This window comes from Aliiroseovarius marinus, from assembly GCF_004360145.1.
GTDB classification, from domain to species: Bacteria; Pseudomonadota; Alphaproteobacteria; order Rhodobacterales; family Rhodobacteraceae; genus Aliiroseovarius; species Aliiroseovarius marinus.
Genome location: NZ_SAIT01000003.1, coordinates 148,791 through 174,607 on the forward strand (window position 1 = coordinate 148,791; position 25,817 = coordinate 174,607).

Here is a 25,817-nt window from a genome sequence, read left to right on the forward strand (position 1 = left end):
CGGCTTTTTCGTTAAGGAGACCCCACATGCCCGCCCTTTGGATTGCTCACGTCACTGTCACGGATGAAGAGGCATATGGTAAATATGCCAAGCTGGCCGGTCCCGCCGCTGCGAAACACGGCGGCAGGTTCATCGCCCGAGGTGGCCGCTACGTGCAGCTCGAAGGCAAAGACCGTCCGCGCAACGTGGTGGCCAAGTTCGACAGCGTTGAAGCGGCCGAGGCCTGCTATCACTCGCCCGAATACCAAGAAGCGCTCAGCCACGCCCGCAACGCCTCAGAACGCGAGTTGCTGATCGTCGAGACGGATGAGTAAACTCGCTTAACGTATTGATGTAAAAGAAAAGGGGCCTTGCGGCCCCTTCCTTTATTGCTGTGCAGCTTTCGCCATCCGCTTTCGTTCATGCGGGTCCAGATAGCGTTTGCGCAGGCGCACGTTTTCCGGCGTCACCTCGACCAGCTCGTCATCGTTGATATAGGCGATGGCCTCTTCCAGCGACAGGGTGACGGGGGTCGTCAGGCGCACAGCTTCGTCCGAGCCCGAGGCACGCACGTTGGTCAGCTTCTTGCCTTTCAGCGGGTTTACTTCCAGATCGTTGTCGCGCGAATGCTCGCCGATGATCATGCCCTGATAGACATCTGCCTGCGCGCCGATGAACATCTTGCCGCGATCTTCCAGGTTCCACAGGGCGAAGGCGACCGACTGGCCGTTTTCCATCGAGATCAGAACGCCTGCACGACGGCCCGGGATCGGTCCTTTGTGAGGTGCCCAGCCGTGGAATACGCGGTTCAGCACGCCGGTGCCGCGCGTATCGGTCAGGAACTCGCCGTGATAGCCGATCAGACCGCGCGACGGCACGTGGCCGATGATGCGGGTTTTGCCTGCGCCTGCGGGGCGCATCTCGACCAGTTCGCCTTTGCGGGCGCCGGTCAGTTTTTCAATCACCGCGCCCGAGTATTCGTCATCCACGTCGATGGTGACTTCCTCGATCGGTTCGACTTTCACGCCGTTTTCTTCACGCATGATGACCTGCGGACGCGAAATCGACAGCTCGAACCCTTCGCGGCGCATGTTCTCGATCAGAACGCCCATCTGAAGTTCGCCACGGCCCGAGACCTCGAAGGCCTCTCCGCCGGGGGTGTCTTCGATCTTGATGGCGACGTTCGATTCCGCTTCCTTCATAAGACGATCACGGATGACGCGCGACTGGACTTTCTTGCCGTCACGACCAGCCAGCGGGCTGTCGTTGATGCCGAAGGTTACGGTGATGGTGGGCGGATCGATGGGTTGGGCGTCCAGCGGTTCGTCCACGGCCAGCGCACAGATCGTGTCAGCAACGGTGGCTTTCGACATACCCGCGATCGAGACGATGTCGCCAGCCTGTGCTTCTTCGATATCCGCCTCTTCCAGACCGCGGAAGGCGCGGATCTTGGTGACGCGGAACTGCTCGATCTTTTGGCCGATGCGGCTGAGGGCCTGCACCGTGGCACCCACTTTCAGCGTGCCGCTTTCAACACGGCCGGTCAGAATGCGGCCCACGAACGGGTCCGAGCCCAGCGTGGTGGCCAGCATGCGGAAATCATCGTCCTGACGCGCGATCTGCTTGGGGGCAGGGACGTGGTTGACGATCAGGTCAAACAGCGCGTGCAGGTCTTTGCGCGGCCCGTCCAGCTCGTGATCGGCCCAGCCCGAACGGCCCGAGGCGTACATGTGCGGGAAGTCCAGCTGGTCTTCATTGGCTTCAAGGCTGGCGAAGAGGTCAAAGCATTCGTCCAGCGCGCGGTCAGGCTCGGCGTCGGGCTTGTCCACTTTGTTCAGAACCACAATCGGACGCAGGCCCAGCGCCAGCGCTTTCGAAGTCACGAATTTGGTCTGCGGCATCGGACCTTCCGCGGCGTCCACCAGCAGGACAACACCGTCGACCATCGACAGGATGCGCTCAACCTCGCCACCGAAGTCGGCGTGGCCGGGGGTGTCAACGATGTTGATCCGGGTGTTTTTCCATTCGACCGAAGTGGGCTTGGCGAAAATCGTGATGCCACGCTCGCGTTCGATGGCGTCGTTGTCCATGGCGCGCTCGGCCACGGCCTGGTTTTCCCGGAACGCGCCGGATTGTTTCAGAAGCTCGTCAACAAGGGTCGTTTTGCCGTGGTCAACGTGTGCGATGATCGCAATATTGCGCAGGTCCATAAGGGCCACCTTCGAAAGAAAAGGGATAAGTTAGGGCGCGCATAGCCCGGTTGGGGCGCGATTGCCAGTGGAAATGCGCGTAGGCGCGGGTATTTCGCCTGTTCAGTGCTGGGCCGACTGGGAAAACAGGTGGATGATCAGAATGCCGCCCAGGATCATCGACAGGCCCAGAAGGGCGGGCAGGTCCAATTTCTGGCCAAAGAGTGCATAGCCGATGGCGGCAATCAACACGATCCCAAGTCCCGACCAAATGGCATAAGCGACGCCCACGGCCATGTATTTCAGTGCCCAACCCAACAGAAAAAAGCTGATCCCATAGGCAACAACTACCGTCAGCGACGGCCCAAGCCGCGAGAATTGCTGGCTGGCCTGCAGGGCGGTGGTGCCGATGGTTTCGGCGATGACGGCGAGGATCAGGATCAGATAGGGCATGGCTTTGCTTTCTGTTGCAGCGCCGTTCTAGATCGCCGATGTCGGGCTGTCAGGCCTTAAAGCGACAGTTCTGTCGTTTCTTTCAGCTCTTCCATGACGAAGCTGGCGGACACATCGCTCAGGTCCACTTTCTCGATCAGCCGCTGATAGAGCGCGTCATAATCCTGCACGTCATTAACCCGCGCGTGGATCAGATAGTCCAGATCGCCGGTCATGCGATAGGCGCCCAGGATCTCGGGCATCAATTTCACGGCGCGGGCGAATTTTTTCAGCCAATCCGGGTCGTGGTTCGAGGTGCGGACCTGAATGAACACGGACAGGCCGAGGCCCAGTTTCTGCGGATCCAGAAGGGCGACGCGTTTGCGAATGATGCCGCTGTCCTGAAGAATGCGCACGCGCCGCCAGCAGGCATTGCGCGACAGGCCCACCTTGGCGCCCAGCTCTTCAAGGCTTTGATCGGCGTCCTGTTGCAGGGCGCTCAGGATTTTGCGGTCAATTGTGTCAATGTCATTCATGAGTGTAGATTAGTGGGAAAATTTCCCACAATCAATCGTATGTGGCGTGAGTTTGGGAACTCTGTGCAGTCCGACCCCGTATGATGGTGTCACGCAACAGGAGACAGACCATGATCAACCGCATTTTCATCGAGCACCCGCAATCCGTGGACGAGACCTATTTTCAGCACGCTCGATTTGCCGCCACGTTCAGCTTTTGGCTCTTTCTGGCAGCAGGCGCTGCGCTTATACATGCCCTTATTCCGGCCGCGTTCGAGAAAACGGCCAGCCGCATTACCGCGCGGCTTTATGCAAAGACCCATAATCGCGGCCAATAAGCCTGTCGGGTCAGAGTAAAGCAAGGGGGCAGCATGTGCCGTTGGGCAGCCTATTTAGGCGCACCGATTTTCATGGAAGAGGTCGTGGTCCAGCCCGGCCACTCGCTGATCCAGCAAAGTCAGGAAGCAGAAGAAGCCAAGACCGCCATCAACGCCGATGGGTTCGGGGTTGCGTGGTATGATCACCGCGCAGAGCCGGGGCTTTATCGCGATGTGTTGCCTGCGTGGTCTGATCCGAACCTACGTGCCATCGCGCATCAGGTGAAGTCGCGCCTGTTTCTGGCGCATGTGCGGGCCTCAACCGGGTCGGCCACCAGTCGGAATAACTGTCATCCCTTCGCGCATAAGCAGTGGAGCTTCATGCACAACGGACAGATCGGCGGGTTCGAGACGTTCCGCAAACGTGCGGATATGCTGATCCCAGATGGTCTTTATCATAAGCGGCAGGGCGCGACGGACAGTGAAGTGCTGTTTCTCCTGCTTATGGACGCGATTGATCAAGGCAAGAGTGTGCCAAATGCGTTGGAGCAGGCGACGCAGGCGCTGTTGGATTTATCGCACAAGCATGGGACCGCACCGCATCTGCGCCTCTCGGCGGCATTGTCGGACGGCACCTCTCTGTGGGCTGCACGCTGTGCGTCCGACCAATATGCGCCGTCCGTCTATTACCGCTGGTCCGACAGCCGTCAGGGCTGGGCCGTCGTGTCCGAGCCGCTGGATCGGGACGAGGATGACTGGATCTGTCTGCCCCCCGGACACATCGCACGCTTTGAGGGGCGCGATGTGACGGTGGAGCCATTTCAGCCTTAAGCGTCTTCGTTCTGCGACCAATCAGGCTTGCGCTTTTCGATAAAGGCCTGAATGCCCTCGGCCGTGTCGCGCAGCATCATGTTTTCGGCCATCACGCCGCCGGTGAAGGCATAGGCCTCTTCCAGATCCATCAGCGCTTGATCATAGAAGGCGGATTTGCCGATTTTCACGGCTGCGCCCAGTTTCGAGGCCACCGTCGCAGCCAGTTCGTCCGTCGCGGCACGCAGGTCTTCATGCGGCACCACGCGGTTGACCAATCCCACTTCGCGGGCGCGGGCGGCGTCGATGAACTCGCCAGTGGTCAGCATCTCAAAGGCAACTTTGCGCGGCACATTGCGGGACAGCGCTACCATGGGCGTTGAGCAAAAGAGGCCGATATTCACGCCGTTTACGCCAAACCGCGTGCCTTCAGCGGCGACGGCCATGTCGCAGGTGGCGGCCAGTTGGCAGCCCGCGGCGGTGGCGATGCCATGTACCTCGGCGATGACAGGTTGGGGCAGGCGTGGGATCAAGGTCATGACCTCGGCGCAGCGCGAGAACAGATCGTTGAAATAGGCGTGACCGCCATCCTCGGCTGCGCGGCCCGCGGTCATTTCCTTCAGGTCATGGCCCGCGCAGAACACCTTGCCCGCGCCTGCGATCACAACTGCCCGGATCGAGCTATCTTCGGCCAGCGCCTCAAGCTCGGCTTTTAGCGCGGCCAGCATCGCATCCGACAACGCATTCAGCGCGCCGGGGTTGTTCAACGTCAAACGCGCAACTGACGCTGCGTCCTCGCGGATCAGAAGTGGATCTGCCATCTTGTCCTCCCATGGTTCGCGTCACACGATAGGCGCGAGAAACGGAAGGGGAAACCATGCAATTGAAAATGACGCAGCGTGACTTGCAGGCCTTCCTGCATGCAGAGTTCCCACAGGTCGCAGATGACTTCGAAGTGGCCGAGGTCGCGCCGATGCGCGCCATCATCCGTAAGAAGATCGACACCAAGCATCTGCGTCCCGGAGGCACGGTGTCCGGCCCCAGCATGTTCGCCCTGGCGGATGTGGCGATTTATTTGGCGGTGCTGGCGATAATTGGCCCCAAGGCGCTGGCCGTCACGACGAACTGCTCGATCGATTTCATGCGCAAACCGGCCTCGGGCGCAGACCTTCTGGCGCATGCGACCATTCACAAGCTGGGCAAGGTGCTCGCTGTGGGCGACGTGCTGATCTATTCCGAAGGCGACGACCGCCCCGTGGCCCGCGCCAGTTTGACATACTCGATCCCGCCGGAACGGGGTTGACCCGGGCAGGGGAAAGGCGCACGACATTAGAGAATTACAATATGTCGCGCGAGGATTATATCGCCCATGTCTGACACGACCCAAGCCCCCGAGCCGAACACCGCCGAGTTCAGCCGCTTAGCGCATTTTCCGGTCACCTTCTTTGCCATCGTGATGGGGCTGATGGGCCTGACCTTGGCGCTGCATGCTGGTGCCCCTGCGATGCCGATCTTAGAGCCTGCATCTTCGCTGATGCTGCTGATAGGGGCTGCGGTGATGATCGTGATCGCGATGATCTATGTCGCCAAGGCGCTGCGCCATCCCGCTGCCGTGGCCGAGGAATGGCATCATCCGGTGAAGTTGGCCTTCTTTCCGACGATCTCGATCTCTTTGCTGCTGCTGGCGACGGCCGTGTTTCCGTATAACACCGCGCTCGCCGAGTATGTGTGGCTGGCCGGGGTTGCCGGGCAGGGTGTGCTGACCATCGCGGTGATCTCGGGCTGGATCAGCCATCGGTCCTTTCAGGTGGGTCATCTGACGCCCGCATGGTTCATTCCCGCGGTGGGCAATGTGATTGTACCCGTTCTGGGTGCCCGTATGGGGTACATTGAGACGTCGTGGCTGTTCTTCTCGGGCGGCATGATCTTCTGGATTGTATTGCTCACGCTGGTGATGAACCGCCTGATCTTCCACGATCCCATCGTCGCGCGGCTGTTTCCCACCATGGTGATCCTGATCGCCCCGCCCTCGGTCGCATTTCTGGCCTATGTCAGCATGACCGGAGACGTGGATGGGATCGCGCGGTTTCTGATTTATGCGGGGTATATCTTTGCAGCCCTTGTGATTGCGCAGGTGCCGCGTTTGGCCAAACTGCCCTTCGCGCTCAGCTGGTGGGCGCTGAGCTTTCCGATTGCGGCCCTGTCAATCGCGTCGTTCCGCTTTGCGCAGTTGGATGGTTCGCGCACGCATCACAACATCGGTTTTATCCTGTTAATTGTGTTGGTTCTGGTGGTCGCTGGTCTGATCTGGCGGACCGGGAAAGCAATTTTGCGCGGCGAAATTTGCGTTCCGGAATAAAAAAATGGCCGGGGAAAGCCCCGGCCCAGGAAAAGGTTTCGGTTCAGCGTCACCCGCGCCAGAAGGGCTTTTCCGCCTCGATTTGCGCTTGGGTCTTGGTGATGCCGATATCTTTGTAGAGGTGATCTGGAAGATCCCTCAGTGCACATCGCGTGCTGCGAAACATGCGCCATTTGGTGACGGTCACGGCGACAACAAGTGCGACTTCTGCCAGGGCGGGCAGGGGGCGGTTCGTGTCAAGAAAGGCGAGCCGGTCATGCCGGTACGTGTTTCCGTGTTCCATCTTAAACTCCAAGAATTGTATTGATACAATATGGCGTGTATGCCATGATGTACTGATACAAAGTGAATCTATGCCACACAATTGGAATATTGTTATGGGTACAATTTTCTCAGAGCAGCTTATGGCTGGGCAGGGGCCCAAGTACCGCCGTCTTGTGGATGGGCTGGTCGCCGCCATCAAATCCGGCGATCTGCCCGAGGGCGAAAAGTTACCGCCTGTGCGCGAGCTGGCATGTGATTTGAAAATCACCCCGGGGACCGTGGCACGGGCCTATTCAATTCTGGGGGAAGAGGGCTGGGTCTCGGCCGAGGTCGGGCGCGGTACATTTGTGCGCCCCGAGGGCGCGCGCCCCAAGGCGAAACCAGCCCCAAGCGATGGCTATATAAAGCATCAGGCGCATGCGCTGCACAATGAGCCTGAGACGGATTTCCTGTTCGCCCCACGTCTGCCGGATGTCGGGCAGGTTGACATCATTCGCGATGCCATTCGCGCGGCAGCGGATTTGCCAGACACATTATTGCTGCGGTATCCGTTCCATGGGTCGCAAAGCTATTTGCGCGAGGCGTTGTTGGCGCACATCCCTGAACAGGAAAGAAGCGGGATCAGCGCGGATGACATTGTGGTCACCAACGGGGGGCAGAACGCGATTATGCTGTCGATGCAGACCTTGCTGGCGGAAGGGCCTCGGGTCGTCATGGTCGAGGAGCATTCCTATCCCGGTCTGCGCCGTGCAGTCGAACTGCTGGGGGCCAAGGTCGTTGCAGTGCCGATGGATGACGAAGGCGTTGATCCGCAGGCGTTGGAGCATGTGGCGCGTAGCAGCGGGGCCAGTCTGTTCTTCACCATGCCGGAAGCCCACAACCCAACCTGCCGCGTAACCAGCGAAGAACGTCGCCATGAGGTCGTGCAGATCGCGCTTAAACACGGGTTCCATGTCGTGCAGGATGATTGCTATCGCCTTGGCCCGGCACAGGCGCCCAGCTATCGCGCGCTGCTCCCCGAGCAATCCTGGTTCATCTCGTCTTTCTCGAAAACGATTTCTCCTGCACTGCGGGCGGGCTATGTGGTGACGCCTGCGAATTGGTCGGGGAAGCTGCGCCGTGTCGTGGACGTCAACTATTTCGGCATTTCATCGCCCACCGCCGAGATCCTCTATCAAGTACTCGCACATCCACAGTTGCCAAAGGCGATCGAAGATATGCGCCGTCGGAACAGGCAGTACATCGAGATCGCGGTCAACATGCTGGGGCGTTTTGATCTTGGCTGGAGCCACGACGTGCCGTTCTTCTGGCTCAAGTTGCCTTTGGGCTGGCGGGTGTCGAGTTTCTGTCAGGTCGCAGAAACCAAAGGCATTCGCGTGCGTCCCGGTGATGATTTCGCGTTGCGGGGCGGGCCGTCGCCTCAGGCCGTGCGCATTTCGGTCAATGGGCAAATGCCGCTTGAACGGTTTAGGCGCGTACTGACAGAATTGGTCACGCTTTTGGACAATCCAACCGATACTTTAAGCGTCTGAGGGGTGAAAATAAGTGGGGTAAAATAATACCATATTTATAAGGCATTGTTATACCTGGCAAAATGCATAAAAACTGCGCTTGACCCGCCCCGCAAAATCACTAAAACCACCCCATCCGAAACCCAATCAGGGCTGAACACATGAAAACGTTCTCTGCAACGCCTGCAGATATCGACAAGAAATGGATCCTGATCGACGCCGAAGGCGTTGTTCTGGGCCGTCTTGCGTCGATCATCGCAATGCGTCTTCGTGGCAAGCACAAAGCCACCTTCACCCCGCACATGGACATGGGCGACAACGTCATTGTCATCAACGCGGACAAAATCCAGATGACCGGCAAGAAGCGCACCGACAAAGTGCACTACTGGCACACCGGTTACCCGGGCGGCATCAAGTCGCGCACCGCGGGTCAGATCCTCGAGGGTGCACACCCCGAGCGTCTGGTGACCAAAGCCGTACAGCGCATGCTGCCCGGCGGCAAACTGAGCCGTCAGCAGATGACCAACCTGCGCGTATACGCCGGCGCCGAGCACCCCCACGAGGCCCAGAGCCCCGAAGTGCTGGACGTCAAGTCGATGAACCCCAAAAACACACGTGAGGGCTGATCATGGCTGAAGAGATCAAATCGCTGGACGAGCTGAACGCCGTCGCAGAAGGCACCGAAGCTGTTGTTGAGGTTGCTGCCCCCCGTGAGCCCGTCCGTGACGAGCTGGGTCGTTCCTATGCCACCGGCAAGCGTAAAGACGCTGTTGCCCGCGTGTGGATCAAGCCGGGCTCCGGCAAGGTCACCGTAAACGGCAAGGACATGGACAAGTACTTCGCACGCCCCGTGCTGCAGCTGATCGTTCGTCAGCCGGCTCAGGTTGCTGGTGTTGAAGGCGAATTCGACGTGGTTGCCACCGTTAAAGGCGGCGGTCTGTCGGGCCAAGCTGGTGCGGTTAAGCACGGGATTTCGAAAGCTCTGCAGCTGTACGAACCCTCGCTGCGTGGCGCTCTGAAGGCTGCTGGCTTCCTGACCCGTGACTCGCGTGTTGTTGAACGTAAGAAGTTCGGCCGCCGCAAAGCACGTCGTTCGTTCCAGTTCTCGAAGCGTTAATCGCCGAGATACAGAATTTGGGAAGGGCTGCCGGTTCGGCGGCCCTTTTCTTTTGCGTGGGTGCGATTTGCATCTGTTTGATGTTGCGGGGGGCAGGGCGATGGCCTATATCCCGGCCTTAGGCACCCGTAGCTCAGCTGGATAGAGCGCTGCCCTCCGAAGGCAGAGGCCAGAGGTTCGAATCCTCTCGGGTGCGCCATTTCTCCAATTAAATCTGAAACTTCGCCCTGTGGGCAGGCTTAGCTGCCCTGATACCGTTCCACGAAGTTCCGCAGAATTTGCGCAGGCGCGTGGACGTCGGCGGCGTGGACCATCTTGACCAGTGCCTCGGCTTCCTCTGGTGGAAAATAGCCGTGGTGTTTGTAGATGCCGATCCGGGTTTCAAAGCCGTTTGCGTCGGCTTCCGGGTGGAACTGCGTGGCATAGACGTTCTGGCCGAAGCGGATCATTTGGAACGGGCAGGGGGCGGAGGTGACCAATTGCACGCAGCCGTCGGGCAGGCGTTGCATGGCTTCTTTGTGGCCCACGAAGGCTTCGAACGCGTCGGGAATGCCGGCCAGCAGTGGGTCCGCGCGCCCGTCATCGGTTAGGCGGCAGGGGCTGGCGCTGACGGGTTCACCGAACTGCTCTTTCGAGATCGCGCCGGGTTCCAGATGGTGGCCCAGAATGCCGATGCCATAGCAGCAGCCCAGAAACGGGATGTCGCGGGCGGTAATTTGCGGCATCAAAGACAGGCATTCGGCTTCGATCTTGGCCTCGATATCGGATTTCTTTTCGGGCGCGTCGGACACGCAGCCCGGGCCACCGCCAACGATCACACCGGCATAGTCTGACAGTTCCAGATCGGCGGGGATGTTCTCTTGGTCCAGTCGGATGCGGTGTACCTGATCTTCGGTCAGGCCGCCTTTTGACAGAAACGCTTGAAATTCGTCATCCGAGGCATCGGTTTCGGGGCGCAGTTGCAGGATCAGGAAAGGTTTCATCGAGGCCTCGTCAGTCGTTCATGGCTTGATGCCAAACAACCTACCGCGCCACAACAAAAAAGCGCCCGAGGGCGCTTTTGGATCTATCTTATAAGCAGTGGGATCAACGGCCCCAGGTTCGGATCACGCCGCAATCCATGTGTACGAAGTTCGAGCCGGAGTATTTCCCGACGCCGCCGCCGTTACAGGCCACAGCCGCTTTGAACATCTGGTTTACCGAACGGGTCTTCAGACGCAGGTCGGCTGCCTGACCCTTCATGTGCAGCGAGTTCTTGGCCACCCCGCGCGAGCGCGACCGCAGCATCGCGTTGGTTTTGGGCGAGCGGTAGCCCGACAGCATGGTGTAAGGTTCGCGCACATCCATCAAGCCGTGGGCAGCTGCCATGATGTCGATGGTGCGGGTGTCGATCTTGATCGAGGTGTCCGTCCGCCAGTCGCGCATGAAATGGTTGATCTCTTTCAAGGCATCTTTGATGTATTTGCCTTCAACCCAGTAGATCATGTTGATGGTTTCGCCGGTGCGGCCCGAATACATGGCCAGACGGCGTACATCGCCGCCTCCGCGCAAAAAGCCCGCCGCGTTTGCATACATGGGTGCTGCCGTTACAGCCGTTGCTGCAAAAGCCCCAAGTAGCCCGCGCCGAGTGATGCCCGATTTCAAGCCGTTCGAAGTCCCGTAGGTCATTGTCGTAGCGTGTCCCGTCGCTTGCCTGTCACCATACCCGCCTGACTCTGCGGTCAAATCGGGGTGGTGTGTTTGCCTATTCCCCAGACGTGCCTTCTTATGACACAACTCGAATCGTGCGCCAAGTAGAGTTTTCAGTCCCTTAACGGGTTCAAGAAAAATCGGCGGGAATTTGCTGAAAATCGTGAAACTGAGGTTAACCGTGGCGCGCGTGCTGCACTCGGACTGGTTGAGGTAAGGTATTCCGGAAACAGTTTAGGTGCTTTTCGCAAAACCTGCCTTGCTTTTCGGGATTGTGAATAGACAGCCTTAACCAGATGTTGGAATACTGAACATCAGTACGATCTCATTCATTTCGGACATGACATGACGAAAACATTGCCTGCGCGTGCACCCTTTGTGAGCTTTGCTTTTGCAGCCATTGGGGCCGCTGTTCTGAGTTTCTCTTCACCGGCGCCTGTCGCGGCGCAAAGCTCGGTCTCTGCCTTTGCGCAGTCGGTGGCCGAGGCTGCCGCCCGCGAGGGCGAAGTTGCTGCGTTCTATCGGGCAAACGCCTATCAGCCGATCTGGACCGGGACATCCGCAGAAGATATGGCCCGTCGCAAAGCGTTGTTTATGGCCCTGTCTAAAGCGTCGGATCACGGGCTTCCCGCGGTCGATCTGGAGGATCTGAAAGCGCGCATGGCGAATGTCACCTCGGTGCGTCAGCTGGGGGCGCTTGAGGTCGAGCTTTCCACGCTGCTGGTGGACTATGCGCAGGGTGTGAACACGGGCGTTTTGACGCCGTCCAAAATCGACAGTGGCATCGTGCGCAAGGTTGATCGCAAAGACGGTACAGATATTCTGGCAACCTTTGCCGCGTCCTCGCCTGCCGAGTATCTGAAATCCTTGCCGCCCCGCCATGCCGAATATGGCCGTCTGATGCGCGAAAAACTGCGTCTGGAAGAGACCATTCAGCACGGCGGCTGGGGCAAGACCGTTTCGGCGAAGAAGCTAAAGCCCGGCCAGTCGGGAGACGCTGTCATTGCGCTGCGTAACCGTTTGGTCCGTATGGGATATCTGAACCGCTCGGCCAGCCGCACCTATGATGCGTCGATCCAAAAGGCCGTGCAGCAATTTCAGGCCGACCATGGCCTGACTGATGATGGCGTGGCCGGCGCCGGTACTATCGCCGAGATCAACGTCTCGCCGGAAAAACGTCTAGCCTCGGTGCTGGTGGCGATGGAGCGCGAGCGCTGGACCAATTTCGAACGTGGCGCGCGCCATGTTTGGGTAAACCTCACCGATTTTACTGCCAAGATCGTGGATGGGGGCGCGGTGACGTTCCAGACGCGTTCGGTCATTGGCAAGAACGTCTCGGACCAGCGTAGCCCCGAGTTCTCGGACGTGATGGAGCACATGGTGATTAACCCCACCTGGAATGTGCCGCGGTCTATTGCGACCAAAGAATATCTGCCGATGCTGAAGAAGAACCCCAACGCGGTCAGCCATCTGAAGCTGATCGACAGCCGGGGGCGTGTGGTGAAACGTGATGCGGTGGATTTCACCCAATTCACGGCACGCAGCTTCCCCTTTGCGATCAAGCAGGCGCCGTCCTCGCGCAATGCGCTGGGGCTGGTGAAGTTCATGTTCCCGAACAAACACAACATCTATCTGCATGATACGCCCTCGAAGAGCTTGTTTGCTCGCGAGGTACGCGCCTTCAGTCACGGCTGCATCCGCCTGAGCGATCCGTTTGATTTCGCCTATGCGCTTTTGGCCAAGCAAAGCAGCAATCCCAAAGCGACCTTCCACAAGGCGCTCGATACGCGTCGCGAGACCCAGATTGATCTGGAACAGCATGTGCCGGTGCATATCGTCTATCGTACCGCTGTGGCGCCGGCGAAGGGCCGTGTGAACTATCGTCGCGACATTTATGGGCGGGATGCGAAAGTTTGGGCCGCTTTGCAGAATGCCGGGGTAGCACTTCCGGCCGTGGATGGTTAAATCCTTTAGTGCGGTGTTCGGGCGCAAAGATCCGACACCATTAAAGGAGCGTTGAATGACTTTCACCCTGTCCGAGATTGCCGCCGCATTGGGGGCCGACTTCCACGGCGATGGCAACATTGCCCTGTCAGGCGCAGCCGAACCTCAGGATGCCCGCGCGGATCAACTGGCGCTGGCGATGGACCCGAAATACGCCGATGGCATTGCAAAGGGTCAGGCCCGCGCCGCGTTGTTGTGGGACGGGGCAGATTGGCAGGCGCTTGGTCTGGATGGCGCAATTTGCATGGCACGCGGCAAAACTGCGATGCCGATTTTGACACGCGCTCTGGATCCGGGATTGGGCATTGCGCCGGGCATCCACCCCAGCGCTGTCGTCGATGACAGTGCTGAAATCGGCGAAGGTGCTCGCATCGGTCCGCTTGCCGTAATCGGCGCCGACGTGAAAATTGGGGCAAATGCGCAGGTTGGCGCCCATGCCTCGATTGGCTATGGCACGGTGATCGGGGACGATCTGACCCTGCATCCGGGCGCGCGCATTGCGCATCTCTGTACCATTGGGAACCGCTATACCGGGCAGTCCAACTCGGTCGTAGGTGGCGATGGGTTCTCGTTCGTCACGCTGGACAAGGAAAGCGCTGTGGAAAGCCTGCGCGGCGGAATGGCCGAAGGAGACGCAGCCGGCTCTGTTGAGGGCAGCGCGCACTGGGCACGGGTCCATTCACTGGGCGGGGTTGAAATCGGGGACGATGTGGAGCTGGGCGCAAGCTCGACCATTGACCGCGGCACCATCCGCGCAACGCGCATTGGACGCGGCACCAAAATCGATTGTCAGGTTCAGGTCGGCCACAACGCCGAAGTGGGCGAAGACGTGATGATGTGCGGCAATGTGGGCGTGTCGGGCTCGGCCAAGATCGGCAACCGCGTTGTGCTGGGCGGCAAGGTCGGCGTCAGCGACAACATTTTCATTGGCGATGACGTCATCGCCGGGGGCGGCACCAACATCTATACCAACGTACCTGCAGGGCGCGCGGTGCTGGGCAGCCCGGCCGTGAAGATCGAAACGGAAATGGCGATCCGGCGCGAACTGCGTCGTTTGCCGCGTCTCGCCGAGACGCTACGTGAGCTTCAAAAAACAGTTACAAAACTGGTGGACAAGGGCTAGAAATTCGCCAACGCGAAAGGGAACCACATGTCTGAAACCATTCAGGACCGCGTCATTGCCATCATCGCCGAGCAAGCTGTTTTAGAGCCGGGCGATGTCAGCCTAGATCAAACCTTGGAAGATCTTGGCATCGACAGCTTGGGTCTTGTTGAAAGCATCTTTGCCATCGAAGAAGCCTTCGACATCTCGGTGCCGTTCAACGCCAACGATCCAACGGAAAGCGACTTTGACATCTCGTCGGTCGCCGCCATCATTCGTGCGGTCGAAGGATTGGTTGCGGATCAAGCCGCCTAAGCCATGAAACGTATTGTCATCACCGGCCAAGGCACAATTAACGCGCTTGGCCGTAACGTGCCTGAGACGCTGGAAGCCATGCGCGAGGGGCGCTGCGGGATCTCAAACCTCGAGTTTCAGGATGTCGAGCGCCTGTCGATCCGCATCGGGGCGCAGGTCAAAGGCTATGAGCCGGAAGAGACGTTCAACCGCCAGCAAATCGCGCTATATGACCGTTTTACCCAATTCACCCTGATTGCCGCGCGCGAGGCGATTGGCCAGTCGGGGCTGACTTTTTCGGGCGAATTGGCGGCGCGCTCCGGTGTTGTACTGGGCACGTCCGGCGGTGGGATGAACACGCTGGATGAGAACTATCGCTCGGTCTACGAGGACGGCAAGAACCGGGTGCACCCGTTTGTTGTGCCCAAGCTGATGAACAACGCGGCCGCCAGCCATGTGTCGATGGAGTGGAACCTGAAGGGGCCAAGTTTTACCGTGGCGACGGCCTGTGCCAGCTCGAACCACGCGATGGGGCAGGCGATGCAGATGATCCGGACGGGCATGGCAGATGTCATGATCACCGGCGGGTCCGAGGCGATGCTGTGCTTTGGCGGGATCAAGGCGTGGGAAGGCTTGCGGGTCATGTCGAAAGACGCCTGTCGTCCGTTCTCGGCCAATCGTAACGGGATGGTGCAGGGCGAAGGCTCGGCAGTGTTTGTGTTCGAGGAATACGAGCACGCAAAGGCACGCGGGGCCGAGATCTTGGCCGAGGTGGTCGGCTTTGCCATGACCTCGGACGCGGCGGATATCGTGATGCCATCGAAACAGGGCGCGTCACGGGCGATTGCCGGTGCGATGCAAGATGCGCGCCTAAACCCGGAAGATGTGTGCTATATCAACGCGCACGGCACTGGTACGGCGGCCAATGACAAGACGGAATGCGCTGCGGTGGCGGATGCGTTCGGGCATCACGCGGACGAGCTGATGATTTCGTCCACGAAATCCATGCATGGGCATTTGATCGGGGGTACGGGCGCGGTCGAGCTTCTGGCCTGTATCATGGCTCTACGCGATGGCGTGATTGCGCCTACGATTGGCTATGAAGAGCCTGATCCGGAATGCGCGCTGGATGTGGTGCCAAACGTGGCACGCGATGTGAAGGTCGGCGCGGTTCTGTCCAACGCCTTCGCCTTTGGCGGCCTGAACGCTGTTTTGGCCCTGCGCGCACACTGACCAGACAACAGCACCCTAGATAAAAGAAACGCCGCCCAAATTGGGCGGCGTTTTGTTGTGATGCCTAGGAATTTACTGTGCAGCGGGTGCGCTTGGCGGAACCGGTACAACCAGTTCGTCATAGGATGCGGTAAAGCCGGACAGCGACATGGTCAGGTTCACGCGCTGATCAGGTGCTGCTGCAGGAACGATCGACACCATCGCATTTGCGCCAGCTTTGAAGCCTGCAACCTCGTCTGCCGTGAAGCCGATATTGGCAACGCAGCCCAGTTGGGTGCAGAACCGGAAGGGATAACGACGGCCCTGTGATCCATCGACCGAGATGGTCAATTGTTGCGTCAGCAGCGTCTCCAGCGGCACGACCACGGTGGCGCCAGCCACGGCCTGACCACCTTCGGGCAGCTTGCCCAACGAGATCTCGGCCACAGCGTTTCCGGTGCTGTCTTTCAGAAGCTGATACATCTGGCAGGGATCGTCGCCTTGGCCTTCCGGCAGCTTGATGCATTTGCGCTCCCAGTCACCGGTCACCTTCTCGACATAGGTCTGGCCAGGCTGGCGGGTGGAATCAACGGGTTCGCCCAGATCAACGGCGGGTTGGGTCGCCGGGGCCTCTTCCGTGGTGGTTTCCGAATTTTCCTGTGCCATCGCAGCGGTGCCAATCGACAGGGCGGCCACCAGCGAAAGGGATTTGATCAGCTCGATATTCATGATCGTTCCTTGTCTCGAAATCAAATTTTGTTGGAGATGGAATAGCATGACGCCTCTGGGGTGTCAGGTGGAAATACGGTCGAATGTCGCGAAATCAGGGGCGAGAACCTAAGGCGGCGGCAGACCGCCGATCATCGCGATTCTGACGCAATCTGGCCGGCAAGAAAGCGCCTTTGCTGTGCCCAAAAAGAAAGGGACCCACTGTCGCGGATCCCCTTCGAATTTCTCTCCCTGCCGGACTGACCGGCTTATGGGGGCGACGCTATGTCACTTGCATTTGGTGGTCAAGCTAGAAAGTGACGTGTAATCGACATAATCGGAACTTTTTGCGTCACCTGCCAAATCTTCGCAAAATTTCGTGCAAGGTATTGAACATGATAAAAAAACCGCGCCCGAAGGCGCGGCAGTCTGACAGGGAGGAAGTCTTCCCAGACCCAGATGGTCGATGGGAATAAATCCAGTATGGCCTGTGTTGGTTAATTTAGTATTGTCTCAGACAAGATTGTTTTGAAGCCCAGGAGGCAGGCACGTGGACGGTACGATTTTCATTGGTGGTGGCGGCGAAAACTATGGCGATAAACAGGGGCTATTGCTGAAATACGCCAACCGTCATGGGCTGGTGGCGGGGGCTACGGGTACCGGGAAAACCGTAACCCTGCAGATTATGGCCGAAAGCTTTGCCGCCCAAGGCGTGCCGGTGTTCCTGTCGGATGTGAAGGGCGATTTGTCTGGCTTGGCCAAGGCGGGTAGCGCAGGGTTCAAACTGCACGAGGCCTTTACCTCGCGGGCTGAGAAGATCGGATTTGACGATTATTCCTACGACGCGTTCCCGGTCACGTTCTGGGATCTCTACGGCGATCAGGGCCACCCGATCCGCACCACCGTGTCCGAGATGGGACCGCTTCTGCTGTCCCGCCTGTTGGAGCTGACCGATGCACAGGAAGGTGTCTTGAACATCGCCTTCCGCGTGGCCGATGAACAGGGGCTAGGGCTTCTGGACTTGAAAGACCTTCAGGCACTACTGGTCTGGGTCGGCGAGAACGCCAAGGATCTGTCGCTGCGCTACGGCAACGTCTCGACCGCCTCAATCGGCGCCATCCAGCGCGCGCTTTTGGTGCTGGAAAACCAAGGCGGGCATAAGCTCTTCGGCGAACCCGCGTTGGAGCTGTCGGACATCATGCGCACCGATACGGATGGGCGCGGGCGGATCTCGATCTTGGCCTCCGATAAGCTGATGGGCGCCCCCCGTCTTTATGCCACTTTTCTGCTGTGGCTGCTCTCGGAGCTTTTCGAGGAACTGCCCGAGGTCGGCGACCCCGACAAGCCCAAACTGGTCTTCTTCTTCGACGAAGCGCATCTCTTGTTCGATGACGCGCCTAAAGCGCTGGTCGACAAGGTCGAACAGGTCGCGCGCCTGATCCGCTCGAAAGGTGTCGGCGTTTACTTCGTGACGCAGAACCCGGCAGACGTGCCCGAGGACATCCTCGGCCAGCTCGGCAACCGCATCCAGCACGCCTTGCGGGCCTTTACCGCAAAAGACCGCCGTGCGCTGAAGCAGGCGGCCGAAACCTATCGCGACAACCCGCGTTTCTCGACCGAAGATGCGATCCGCGAGGTTGGGGTAGGCGAGGCCGTGACCTCGTTTCTCGAAGCCAAAGGTGCACCTGGTGTGGTTGAACGTACGCTGATCCGTCCGCCGTCGTCTCAGTTGGGTCCGATTGAACCGTCCGAGCGCAAGGCACTGATCGACGCCTCGCCGATTGCCGGAAAATACGAGACGCTTCAGGATCGCGAAAGCGCGTATGAGGTGCTGACCAAACGCGCTGCAGACGCGGCGAAAGAAGCAGAAGAGGCCGAGCGCCGCGAGGAAGAAGCCGAAAGTGCGGCCGAACGCGAATATCGTGCAGGCCGCCGCTACTCCGGCAGCAAAGTGGGGCGGTCTACGTCGCGCAGAAAGTCTTCCGGCGGGTTCGGCAAAGCCGTAACGGATGTGGTGATCAAAGAGCTGAAAGGCACCACGGGCAAACGCATCGTGCGCGGTATTCTGGGATCCCTGTTCAAAGGGCGCTAAACGGGCCTCCCTTCCTCTTGCCGCAAATACCTTGGGGGTGAGCGCCAAAGGCGCGAGGGGGCAACGCCCCCTATGCGCTGCACGCTTACAGCGGCCGAATGCGTAGCTGCTCGATCCGGTTGCCGTCGCGTTTCACAACTTCAAACCGGAAACCGTGGAAGCTGAACACCTGACCTTCATTGGGGATCATCTGCGCTTCGTGAATGACCAGCCCCGCGATGGTGTTGGCCTCTTCATCCGGCAACTGCCAGTCCTTGGCGCGGTTTAGATCGCGGATGGTCACGCTGCCCTCGACCATGAAGCTCCCGTCGCTCTGTGACTTGATTTCATGCTCGGTCTGCACATCGAACTCGTCGGTGATCTCGCCCACGATTTCTTCCAGAATGTCTTCCAGCGTGATCAACCCCTCGAGCGAGCCATATTCGTCCACCACCAGCGCAAAATGCGTATGGCGCTTTAGAAACTCGCGCATCTGGTCATCAAGCGTTGTGGTTTCAGGGATGAAATAGGGTTCCATCGCCACCTGAAGAACGTCAAATTCTTCGATCTGTTTGCCTTCGCGTTGGAACGCATACATGGACCGCGACAGATCCTTGGCGTGAATTACACCGATGATGTTTTCTGGTTCGTCGCGATAGATCGGCAGACGGGTGTGGCGCGAGTCTAGAATTTGCTCCAACACCTCGACAGCAGGGGCATCGGCGTCGATCATCTCGATCTGGCTACGGTGGAGCATGATTTCTTCGACCGCGCGGTCGCCAAGGTCCAACGCGCCCAACAGACGGTCACGGTCTTCCTTTTCCACCGTGCCCTCCGAATGGCCCAGTGCAATGGCGCCCATGATCTCCTCGCGCACGGCAAGGATGTGGCTGTCTGGGTCGGTTTCCACGCCAAACAGGCGCAACACACCGCGGGTGATCACGCGCACCGCGGACACAATGGGCGCGAACACGAGGATGATCAGCGCAATCGGCCCCGACGCGCGCGAGGCCGCCATTTCAGGCCGAGTGATGGCATAGGTTTTTGGCAGCACCTCGGCAAAGATCAGCACCAGCAAGGTCATGACGAGCGTGGCCAGCGCCACACCACTATCGCCAAACAGGCGGGTGAACAGCGCGGTCGCCAGCGATGTCGCCAAAATGTTCACAAGGTTGTTGCCCAAAAGGACCGAACCGATCAGGCGCTCATTGTCCTCGGTGATGTTCAGCGCGCGATTTGCGCCCCGGTCGCCCTTGTCGGCACGCGAGCGCAGTTTCCCGCGCGAGGCCGCCGTCAGCGCCGTTTCCGAGCCCGAGAAGAAGGCAGACAACACCAAAAGCCCCGCAATCGCTGCGCAACTGATCCAAAATCCGGTGTCTAAACCCACGTCCATCGAAAACTCCATTGTTCTTCACAATCTTATGGGCACTTGACGCAAAGCTTTCAAGAGAGCGCCAAGCGAAGGACGCAAAAGGAAAAGGCGAAAGCTTACGCCTTCGCCTTTCCCAAAGCCGTGAGTGTACGGTGTTACGAGGTGATGTCGTAGGCGCGTTCGCCGTGGGCGGACAGGTCCAGACCGTTGACTTCGGTTTCCGCATCCACGCGCAGCGGCGTGATGACGGCGGTCAGCTTGATCAGGACGTAGGTTACGACGAAGGTGAAGACACCGACAATGATCAACGCACCGAACTGAGCGACAAAGCTGCCTTGGCCGAAGACCGCGATCATGATCGTGCCAAAGATGCCGCCGACGCCGTGGACTGCGAACACGTCCAGCGTATCGTCGATGTTCAGCTTGTTGCGCACGACGTTGACCGCCTCTTGGCACAGGATACCGGCGACTGCGCCGATGATCAGGGCTGCAATCGGGCCAACAAAGCCAGAAGCCGGGGTGATCGAGGCCAGACCCGCGATTGTGCCGGTCACGATGCCCACAAGGCTGGCTTTACCGTATTTGATCCGCTCCCACAGCGCCCAGGTCAGCGAGGCTGTGGCGGCCGAGATATGGGTCACGGTAATGGCCATTGCTGCGCCACCATCTGCGGCCAGTTGCGAGCCGCCGTTAAAGCCGAACCAGCCGACCCACAGCATGGCTGCGCCCACGAAGACCATCCACGGCGCGTGGGGCGGGGTGGTGCGGTGCTTGCGCGGGCCAAGAGCCACGGCGATCATCAGGGCTGCGATGCCTGCGGTTTCGTGCACCACGATGCCACCTGCAAAGTCGCGGGTGCCGATTTCGCCAAAGATGCCGCCATCCGCCAGAGCGCCGCCGCCCCAGATCCAGTGCACGACGGGGGCGTAGCACAAGAGCATCCACAGAGACGAGAAGGTCAGGACAAAGCCAAAGCCCACGCGTTCCACATAGGCGCCGACGATCAGTGCCGGGGTGATGATCGCGAAGGTCATCTGGAAGGCAAAGAACAGAACCTCGGGCAGGGTGCCCGACAGGCTGTCGGTGGTAACGCCCGACAAGAACGCCTTGTCCAGCGATCCGAACCAGCCATGCGTGGCGTCGCCAAAAGCGATGGTATAGCCAAAGGCCAGCCACAGGATGCTCATCAAACAGGCGATGGCGTAAACGTGCATGAACACACTCAGCACGTTGCGCGCCCGTACTAGGCCGCCATAGAACAGCGCCAGCCCTGGCAATGACATGAAAAGCACCAATGCGGTGGCTACGATGATCCAGGCGGTATCTGCGCCGTTCATATTCCCCTCCTTGGGTTTAAAAACCGTTGAAAGGGGGTGTGATGGAATTTCCAGCGCAAAGCACCCAGAACGCGCATTTATAAGGTGGTGCTGGGGGTGAAAACAAAAACTGCTTAATAAATGGGCGAGAAATCTGAGGCTGTGCTCGCAGATTGCGCGCAATGTGAATGCTTCAGGCAGCGCCTGATTTCACTTTTGCCCCTTGTGTAAGCAGCGAGATAGCGTGTTTTGCAGCAGCCTCGCGCACCTTGTCTCGCCCGATTGCTCCGAAGTCTTGCGTTTCGACTTGGACCGTATCGCCATAGGCCAGCCCGAAACAGACGCGGCCCTCAGGCTTGTGGTCTGACCCGCCGGGGCCCGCGATTCCGGTGATTGAGACGGCAATATCGGCCTGTGACCGGGCAAGCGCGCCGGACGCCATTTCTGCGGCGACTTGCTCGGATACAGCCCCGAATGCTGTTAAGCTGTCAGAGGTAACACCGAGCATGTCCCGCTTGGCGGCGTTGGAATAGGTGATGAAGCCGCGATCATACACGTCCGAGCTGCCGGGCACTTCGGTCAGCCATGCGCCGACCATGCCGCCGGTGCAGCTTTCTGCTGTCGCCAGCTTCAAGCCACGCGCGCGGCAGAGGTCCAGAAGGGCGGCGGCATCGCTCATGCCATAAGTCCGTGTGCGGCGTAGGCAGCGATGATCACGACGATTGCGGCGGCGACACCGGCCCAGACGTCATCCATCATGACGCCCGTAGCATCTCCGCGCCGATCCGCTTTGCCAATCGGGCCCCATTTGGTGATGTCAAACAGACGGAATGCCAAGAAGGCCACGATCCAGCCCGGATAAAGCGCAAGAATGTCCACGCCCATCAATCGCGCCCCGAAAGACACCGGGAAGAGCGCGATCCACATGCCCACAACCTCGTCAATGACCACTTCTGACGGGTCGTGGTCGGATTTTCCCGCGGTGTATGCCTCGGTCGCTTTCACGCCGATCAGATAGGCCAAAATGGTCGCACCGGTCAGGGCGACGGGGCCGCCGATCTGATGCAAAAGCCACGCGGCGGGCAGGGCAGCCAGACTGCCCCAAGTGCCGGGGGCAGGGCGCAGAAGTCCCGAATAGAAGAAGGTGGCGATCAGCTTGGCGGTTGCAGGGCTCATATCACGCTCCGATCAGGGTTGCCGTGGCCATCGAGGCGATGCCTTCCGACCGTCCGGTAAAGCCCAGCCGTTCGCTGGTGGTGGCCTTTACGCTAATGCGGTCGACCGCCAAGCCCATAATGTCAGACAGGGCTGCGCGCATCGCTTGGGCGTGCGGCCCAATCTTAGGCTGCTCGCAGATCAGCGTCACATCGACATTCGAGATCCGATAGCCGCGTTCCCCCGCCAGCGCGACCGCATGGCGCAGGAAGATGTCGCTGGCAGCCCCCTTCCATTGAGGATCCGAGGGCGGGAAATGCTGGCCGATATCGCCATCCGCCAGCGCGCCATAAATTGCGTCCGTCAGGGCGTGCATGCCCACATCGGCATCCGAATGGCCCTTCAGCTTGCGCACATGCGGGATTTTAACGCCGCAGAGGATCACGTGGTCCCCATCTGTGAACGCATGTACGTCGTAGCCACTGCCCACCCGAATATCCATCCGGCTCTCCTTGTTCTTCTTTTGGCGCTGCATCAGCAGCCGCTCGGCCCGGGCGAAATCGCCGGGTGTTGTGATTTTCAGGTTCTGTTCGTCGCCATCAACAATGGTGACGTCCAGCCCGGTAGCGCGGGCGACCTCGACATCATCAGCAGCACCGCCTGAATGCGCCGAATGCGCGGCCAGAATGTCAGCGAAGCGGAAGCCCTGAGGCGTCTGTGCCCTAAACAGCCCCGTGCGATCCTGCGTCCCCGTCACGTTCCCATCTGTCCCGCGCCACAGCGCATCCGTGACCTGAAGGGCAGGGGCCGCACCCGGCGCGAGGTCGAGCGCGGCGATCACATCATGTATCACCTGTTCCGAGACCAAAGGCCGTGCGACATCGTGGATTAAAACGCGATCCGGAGCGTTTGATTGAAGCGCCTGAAGTCCGGCAAAAACGCTCGCATCCCGCGTTGCCCCGCCGTGGACCAAAGTGACGCCCTCGATCGGATCAGCAAAGCCGTGATCATCGGGGTGAATCACAAGAATGATCTGCGAGACTTCGGGATGCGCCCGAAACGCTTGTACCGTATGGGCTGCAACGCTGCCCCCGGCAATCTGGCGCCATTGCTTCGGCACTTCGCCACCTGCACGCGTCCCGCGTCCGGCGGCCACGATGATGGCTGCTGTCGTCATACAAGTTGTTTAGGCTGTGCTTAGAGGAAGGACAACTCTGCAGTCTGCGCCTGCAAAACTGCCTAAAAAATGTGCAAAATATAAATCCGATGCTCGAATACTCCGCGAAATATTGATATATTTCGGGTCGTCAGCCCTAACTATCAGCAGTGCACAAGGAATAAGCATGTCTCTTTGCGTCGGACCTCTTCAGCTTGAAACGCCCGTGATTCTGGCCCCTATGGCTGGGATCACGGATTTGCCGTTTCGTAACCTCGTCTCGTCCTTCGGGGCGGGGCTTGTGGTGTCTGAAATGGTGGCCAGCCAAGAGATGGTGCAAGCCAAGCCCGGCGTCCGTGAACGGGCCGAGCTGGGGTTCGGGCTGGACAAGACCTCGGTCCAGCTTGCGGCGCGGGATGTTTATTGGGCGGGCGAAGCGGCGCGGATGGTCGAACAGAACGGCGCGCGGCTGATTGACATTAATATGGGATGCCCGGCACGCAAAGTGGTCGGCGGCATGTCTGGCTCGGCCTTGATGCGTGATCTGGACCATGCGCTCCGCCTGATCGAAGCCATCGTGGGCGCGGTCAGTATCCCCGTCACGCTAAAAACCCGGCTGGGCTGGGATGACAGCAGCCTGAACGCGCCCGAACTGGCGCGGCTGGCCGAGGGCGCGGGCATTCAGCTGATCACCATCCACGGACGCACACGCTGCCAGTTTTACAAGGGCACGGCCAACTGGGCTGCAATCCGCCCGGTGAAAGAGGCAGTCTCGATCCCCGTCATCGCCAATGGCGACATCGTCGACAGCGCCACCGCACGCCAAGCGCTTGATCAAAGTGGCGCGGACGGCGTGATGATCGGGCGCGGTTCGGGCGGACGGCCTTGGCTTTTGGCGCAAGTCGCCCATGACCTTTACGGCGCGCCAGCGCCCGCTATTCCCAGCGGAGAGGCCTTGGCGCAGCTGGTCGCGGACCACTATCGCGCCAGTCTGGATTTCTATGGTCCTGATCTGGGCGCGCGTGTCATCCGCAAGCACCTGGGCTGGTACATGGATGACGCGGGCACCGCACCCGATTTGCGGCGACAAGTCCTGTCGTCGCGCGACCCAATGCAGGTCATTGATCTTATCCCACAAGCCCTTAGTCCCGAAAGGAAGGCCGCATGACCAATGATGATCACATCTGGTCTGTCTTACCCGTGCCGGGGCTGGAACTGGACAGTCAGGGGCTTGTGCTGCGCGTCAACGGGGCGGCCGAGAACTTTCTGAACCTGTCCGAGCGGCGGCTGGTCGGCAGGCACCCGAATGTGACGCTTGGGTTTTCGCTGGACTTTGACGAACTTCTGAAGCGCGTCCGCGCAAGCCGGAATGCGCTCTATGTAGACGGTGTAGATGTGCGCCTGTCGGATGGGTCCACCCGCGACGTGAACCTACGCATCGCCCCGTTGCCCGAAGAGGCTGGACCTTCCGCAGGCTACATCGTGATTCTGCAGCCGCGCGGTGGGTCAGACACGCTGGGGCAGGTCCAAGACACGAAATCCGCTGCCCGTCAGGCCATTGGCATGGCCGAGATGCTGGCACATGAGATCAAGAACCCGTTGGCGGGGATTTCGGGCGCCGCGCAGCTCTTGTCGATGTCCTTGCCGCCGGAAGATCAGGAAATGACCGATCTGATCGTGGCCGAGACCCGGCGCGTCGTTGCGCTTTTGGATCAGGTGGAACGGTTCGGAGACCTGCGGCCACCTGAGCGGGACACGACCAATATCCATGATTTGCTTGATCGCGCCTGGGCAACAGCTCAGTTGGGCTATGCCTCGGGGATGGAGGTGTCCAAGGTCTATGATCCGTCCCTGCCAGATGTATTCGTGGATGCGGATCAAATCCAACAAGTGTTCCTGAACCTGATCAAGAACGCGTCAGAGGCTTCTGACAATAATGGTAAAATCACGCTGAAGACTTTCTATGACAGTGGCCTGCGCGTACCGCTGGCGAATGGAGAACAGGCGCATCTGCCCATTCAGGTCGAGGTCATTGACGATGGTCCGGGTCTTCCGCCGGACATCGCGGATAGCGTGTTTGATCCCTTCGTGTCGGGCCGTGAAAACGGGACCGGTCTGGGTCTGGCCTTGGTCTCAAAAATCATTACGGATCACGGCGCTCTGATCTCGGTCAATTCTGTGCCGGGGCGCACGGCGTTTCGGATCAGCCTTCCCGTCGCAAAATCCCCGCAACCCTAAAGTAGCA

General features: G+C 59.5%; 28 protein-coding genes and 1 tRNA gene. 16 read left to right on the forward strand and 13 right to left on the reverse strand.

Annotated features, from left to right (window positions below; all coding sequences use genetic code 11):
* Positions 1–26: 26 nt before the first annotated feature.
* On the forward strand, positions 27–314 hold the full coding sequence (locus tag EOL43_RS10420; RefSeq protein WP_133488263.1) for a DUF1330 domain-containing protein: 288 nt from the start codon (positions 27–29) through the stop codon (positions 312–314).
* Between the two features lie 51 nt (positions 315–365).
* On the opposite strand, the gene typA is transcribed toward EOL43_RS10420, so the two are convergent.
* From typA to EOL43_RS10435, 3 genes are all read right to left on the reverse strand, one after another.
* A complete protein-coding gene (gene typA / locus EOL43_RS10425; RefSeq protein WP_133488265.1) occupies positions 366–2,189 on the reverse strand; it encodes a translational GTPase TypA in 1,824 nt (607 codons plus the stop codon).
* 102 nt (positions 2,190–2,291) lie between these two features.
* On the reverse strand, positions 2,292–2,621 hold the full coding sequence (locus EOL43_RS10430) for a DMT family transporter (protein WP_133488267.1): 330 nt from the start codon (positions 2,619–2,621) through the stop codon (positions 2,292–2,294).
* A 56-nt stretch (positions 2,622–2,677) separates the two neighbouring features.
* Positions 2,678–3,136 (reverse strand): Lrp/AsnC family transcriptional regulator, encoded by a 459-nt coding sequence (locus EOL43_RS10435; protein ID WP_133488269.1) that lies wholly within the window; start codon positions 3,134–3,136, stop codon positions 2,678–2,680.
* Positions 3,137–3,246: 110 nt separating this feature from the next.
* Here EOL43_RS10435 and EOL43_RS10440 point away from each other — a divergent pair, with 110 nt between their 5' ends.
* Entirely contained in the window at positions 3,247–3,453 is a 207-nt protein-coding gene (locus tag EOL43_RS10440; RefSeq protein ID WP_205669544.1) for a DUF6356 family protein, read from the forward strand.
* A 33-nt stretch (positions 3,454–3,486) separates the two neighbouring features.
* Complete coding sequence (locus tag EOL43_RS10445) at positions 3,487–4,263, forward strand: class II glutamine amidotransferase (RefSeq protein ID WP_133488271.1); 777 nt, start codon at positions 3,487–3,489, stop codon at positions 4,261–4,263.
* On the opposite strand, the gene EOL43_RS10450 is transcribed toward EOL43_RS10445, so the two are convergent.
* The gene (locus EOL43_RS10450) at positions 4,260–5,063 is read right to left on the reverse strand and encodes an enoyl-CoA hydratase (RefSeq protein ID WP_133488273.1); all 804 of its coding nucleotides are present in this window, start codon (positions 5,061–5,063) and stop codon (positions 4,260–4,262) included. The genes EOL43_RS10445 and EOL43_RS10450 overlap by 4 nt on opposite strands.
* Positions 5,064–5,119: 56 nt before the next feature.
* Between EOL43_RS10450 and EOL43_RS10455 the strand changes: the two genes are divergently transcribed.
* Both EOL43_RS10455 and EOL43_RS10460 read left to right on the forward strand, forming a co-directional pair.
* Entirely contained in the window at positions 5,120–5,545 is a 426-nt protein-coding gene (locus EOL43_RS10455) for a PaaI family thioesterase (protein WP_133488276.1), read from the forward strand.
* Positions 5,546–5,611: 66 nt separating this feature from the next.
* Positions 5,612–6,601 (forward strand): SLAC1 anion channel family protein, encoded by a 990-nt coding sequence (locus tag EOL43_RS10460; RefSeq protein ID WP_133488278.1) that lies wholly within the window; start codon positions 5,612–5,614, stop codon positions 6,599–6,601.
* 49 nt (positions 6,602–6,650) lie between these two features.
* Here the strand turns inward: EOL43_RS10460 and EOL43_RS10465 are convergent, their stop codons facing one another.
* The gene (locus EOL43_RS10465; RefSeq protein WP_133488280.1) at positions 6,651–6,884 is read right to left on the reverse strand and encodes a DUF1127 domain-containing protein; all 234 of its coding nucleotides are present in this window, start codon (positions 6,882–6,884) and stop codon (positions 6,651–6,653) included.
* A 94-nt stretch (positions 6,885–6,978) separates the two neighbouring features.
* Between EOL43_RS10465 and EOL43_RS10470 the strand changes: the two genes are divergently transcribed.
* The 4 genes from EOL43_RS10470 (at position 6,979) to EOL43_RS10485 (ending at position 9,692) form a co-directional block, all read left to right on the forward strand.
* A complete protein-coding gene (locus EOL43_RS10470; protein WP_166636235.1) occupies positions 6,979–8,397 on the forward strand; it encodes an aminotransferase-like domain-containing protein in 1,419 nt (472 codons plus the stop codon).
* A gap of 140 nt (positions 8,398–8,537) precedes the next feature.
* On the forward strand, positions 8,538–9,002 hold the full coding sequence (gene rplM, locus EOL43_RS10475) for a 50S ribosomal protein L13 (RefSeq protein ID WP_133488285.1): 465 nt from the start codon (positions 8,538–8,540) through the stop codon (positions 9,000–9,002).
* 2 nt (positions 9,003–9,004) lie between these two features.
* On the forward strand, positions 9,005–9,493 hold the full coding sequence (gene rpsI, locus EOL43_RS10480) for a 30S ribosomal protein S9 (protein ID WP_133488287.1): 489 nt from the start codon (positions 9,005–9,007) through the stop codon (positions 9,491–9,493).
* A gap of 122 nt (positions 9,494–9,615) precedes the next feature.
* Positions 9,616–9,692: transfer RNA gene (locus tag EOL43_RS10485), tRNA-Arg, on the forward strand.
* A gap of 40 nt (positions 9,693–9,732) precedes the next feature.
* Here the strand turns inward: EOL43_RS10485 and EOL43_RS10490 are convergent.
* The gene (locus EOL43_RS10490) at positions 9,733–10,476 is read right to left on the reverse strand and encodes a glutamine amidotransferase (RefSeq protein WP_133488289.1); all 744 of its coding nucleotides are present in this window, start codon (positions 10,474–10,476) and stop codon (positions 9,733–9,735) included.
* Positions 10,477–10,579: 103 nt separating this feature from the next.
* Positions 10,580–11,161: a peptidoglycan L,D-endopeptidase MepK gene (gene mepK, locus EOL43_RS10495; RefSeq protein WP_133488291.1), complete on the reverse strand. Its 582-nt coding sequence runs from the start codon at positions 11,159–11,161 to the stop codon at positions 10,580–10,582.
* Between the two features lie 366 nt (positions 11,162–11,527).
* Here mepK and EOL43_RS10500 point away from each other — a divergent pair, with 366 nt between their 5' ends.
* The 4 genes from EOL43_RS10500 to EOL43_RS10515 are packed head-to-tail and all read left to right on the forward strand — an operon-like array spanning position 11,528 to position 15,815.
* Positions 11,528–13,147, forward strand: coding sequence for a L,D-transpeptidase family protein (locus EOL43_RS10500; RefSeq protein ID WP_133488293.1), 1,620 nt, complete (start codon positions 11,528–11,530; stop codon positions 13,145–13,147).
* Positions 13,148–13,202: 55 nt separating this feature from the next.
* A complete protein-coding gene (locus tag EOL43_RS10505) occupies positions 13,203–14,309 on the forward strand; it encodes a UDP-3-O-(3-hydroxymyristoyl)glucosamine N-acyltransferase (RefSeq protein ID WP_133488295.1) in 1,107 nt (368 codons plus the stop codon).
* A gap of 27 nt (positions 14,310–14,336) precedes the next feature.
* Complete coding sequence (locus EOL43_RS10510; RefSeq protein ID WP_133488297.1) at positions 14,337–14,603, forward strand: acyl carrier protein; 267 nt, start codon at positions 14,337–14,339, stop codon at positions 14,601–14,603.
* A 3-nt stretch (positions 14,604–14,606) separates the two neighbouring features.
* Positions 14,607–15,815: a beta-ketoacyl-[acyl-carrier-protein] synthase family protein gene (locus tag EOL43_RS10515; protein ID WP_133488299.1), complete on the forward strand. Its 1,209-nt coding sequence runs from the start codon at positions 14,607–14,609 to the stop codon at positions 15,813–15,815.
* Between the two features lie 72 nt (positions 15,816–15,887).
* Here EOL43_RS10515 and EOL43_RS10520 read toward each other — a convergent pair whose 3' ends face one another.
* Positions 15,888–16,523, reverse strand: coding sequence for an invasion associated locus B family protein (locus EOL43_RS10520; protein WP_133488301.1), 636 nt, complete (start codon positions 16,521–16,523; stop codon positions 15,888–15,890).
* 529 nt (positions 16,524–17,052) lie between these two features.
* Between EOL43_RS10520 and EOL43_RS10525 the strand changes: the two genes are divergently transcribed.
* Positions 17,053–18,594 carry a helicase HerA-like domain-containing protein gene (locus tag EOL43_RS10525; protein ID WP_133488304.1) on the forward strand — a complete coding sequence of 514 codons (1,542 nt, stop codon included), beginning with the start codon at positions 17,053–17,055 and terminating at the stop codon, positions 18,592–18,594.
* Between the two features lie 85 nt (positions 18,595–18,679).
* Here EOL43_RS10525 and EOL43_RS10530 read toward each other — a convergent pair whose 3' ends face one another.
* The 5 genes from EOL43_RS10530 to EOL43_RS10550 form a co-directional block, all read right to left on the reverse strand.
* A complete protein-coding gene (locus EOL43_RS10530) occupies positions 18,680–19,966 on the reverse strand; it encodes an HlyC/CorC family transporter (protein WP_133488306.1) in 1,287 nt (428 codons plus the stop codon).
* A gap of 134 nt (positions 19,967–20,100) precedes the next feature.
* Positions 20,101–21,282 (reverse strand): ammonium transporter, encoded by a 1,182-nt coding sequence (locus tag EOL43_RS10535; RefSeq protein ID WP_133488308.1) that lies wholly within the window; start codon positions 21,280–21,282, stop codon positions 20,101–20,103.
* 172 nt (positions 21,283–21,454) lie between these two features.
* Positions 21,455–21,940 carry a CinA family protein gene (locus tag EOL43_RS10540; RefSeq protein WP_133488310.1) on the reverse strand — a complete coding sequence of 162 codons (486 nt, stop codon included), beginning with the start codon at positions 21,938–21,940 and terminating at the stop codon, positions 21,455–21,457.
* Complete coding sequence (locus EOL43_RS10545) at positions 21,937–22,437, reverse strand: phosphatidylglycerophosphatase A family protein (RefSeq protein WP_133488312.1); 501 nt, start codon at positions 22,435–22,437, stop codon at positions 21,937–21,939. The genes EOL43_RS10540 and EOL43_RS10545 overlap by 4 nt, the downstream gene beginning before the upstream one ends.
* 1 nt (position 22,438) lies before the next feature.
* Positions 22,439–23,593: a bifunctional 2-C-methyl-D-erythritol 4-phosphate cytidylyltransferase/2-C-methyl-D-erythritol 2,4-cyclodiphosphate synthase gene (locus EOL43_RS10550; protein WP_133488314.1), complete on the reverse strand. Its 1,155-nt coding sequence runs from the start codon at positions 23,591–23,593 to the stop codon at positions 22,439–22,441.
* A gap of 166 nt (positions 23,594–23,759) precedes the next feature.
* On the opposite strand from EOL43_RS10550, the gene dusB reads away from it, so the two are divergent.
* Positions 23,760–24,740 (forward strand): tRNA dihydrouridine synthase DusB, encoded by a 981-nt coding sequence (gene dusB / locus EOL43_RS10555; RefSeq protein WP_133488316.1) that lies wholly within the window; start codon positions 23,760–23,762, stop codon positions 24,738–24,740.
* On the forward strand, positions 24,737–25,810 hold the full coding sequence (locus tag EOL43_RS10560) for a two-component system sensor histidine kinase NtrB (protein WP_133488318.1): 1,074 nt from the start codon (positions 24,737–24,739) through the stop codon (positions 25,808–25,810). Before dusB ends, EOL43_RS10560 begins: the two co-directional genes overlap by 4 nt.
* The last annotated feature ends 7 nt before the right edge of the window (positions 25,811–25,817 follow it).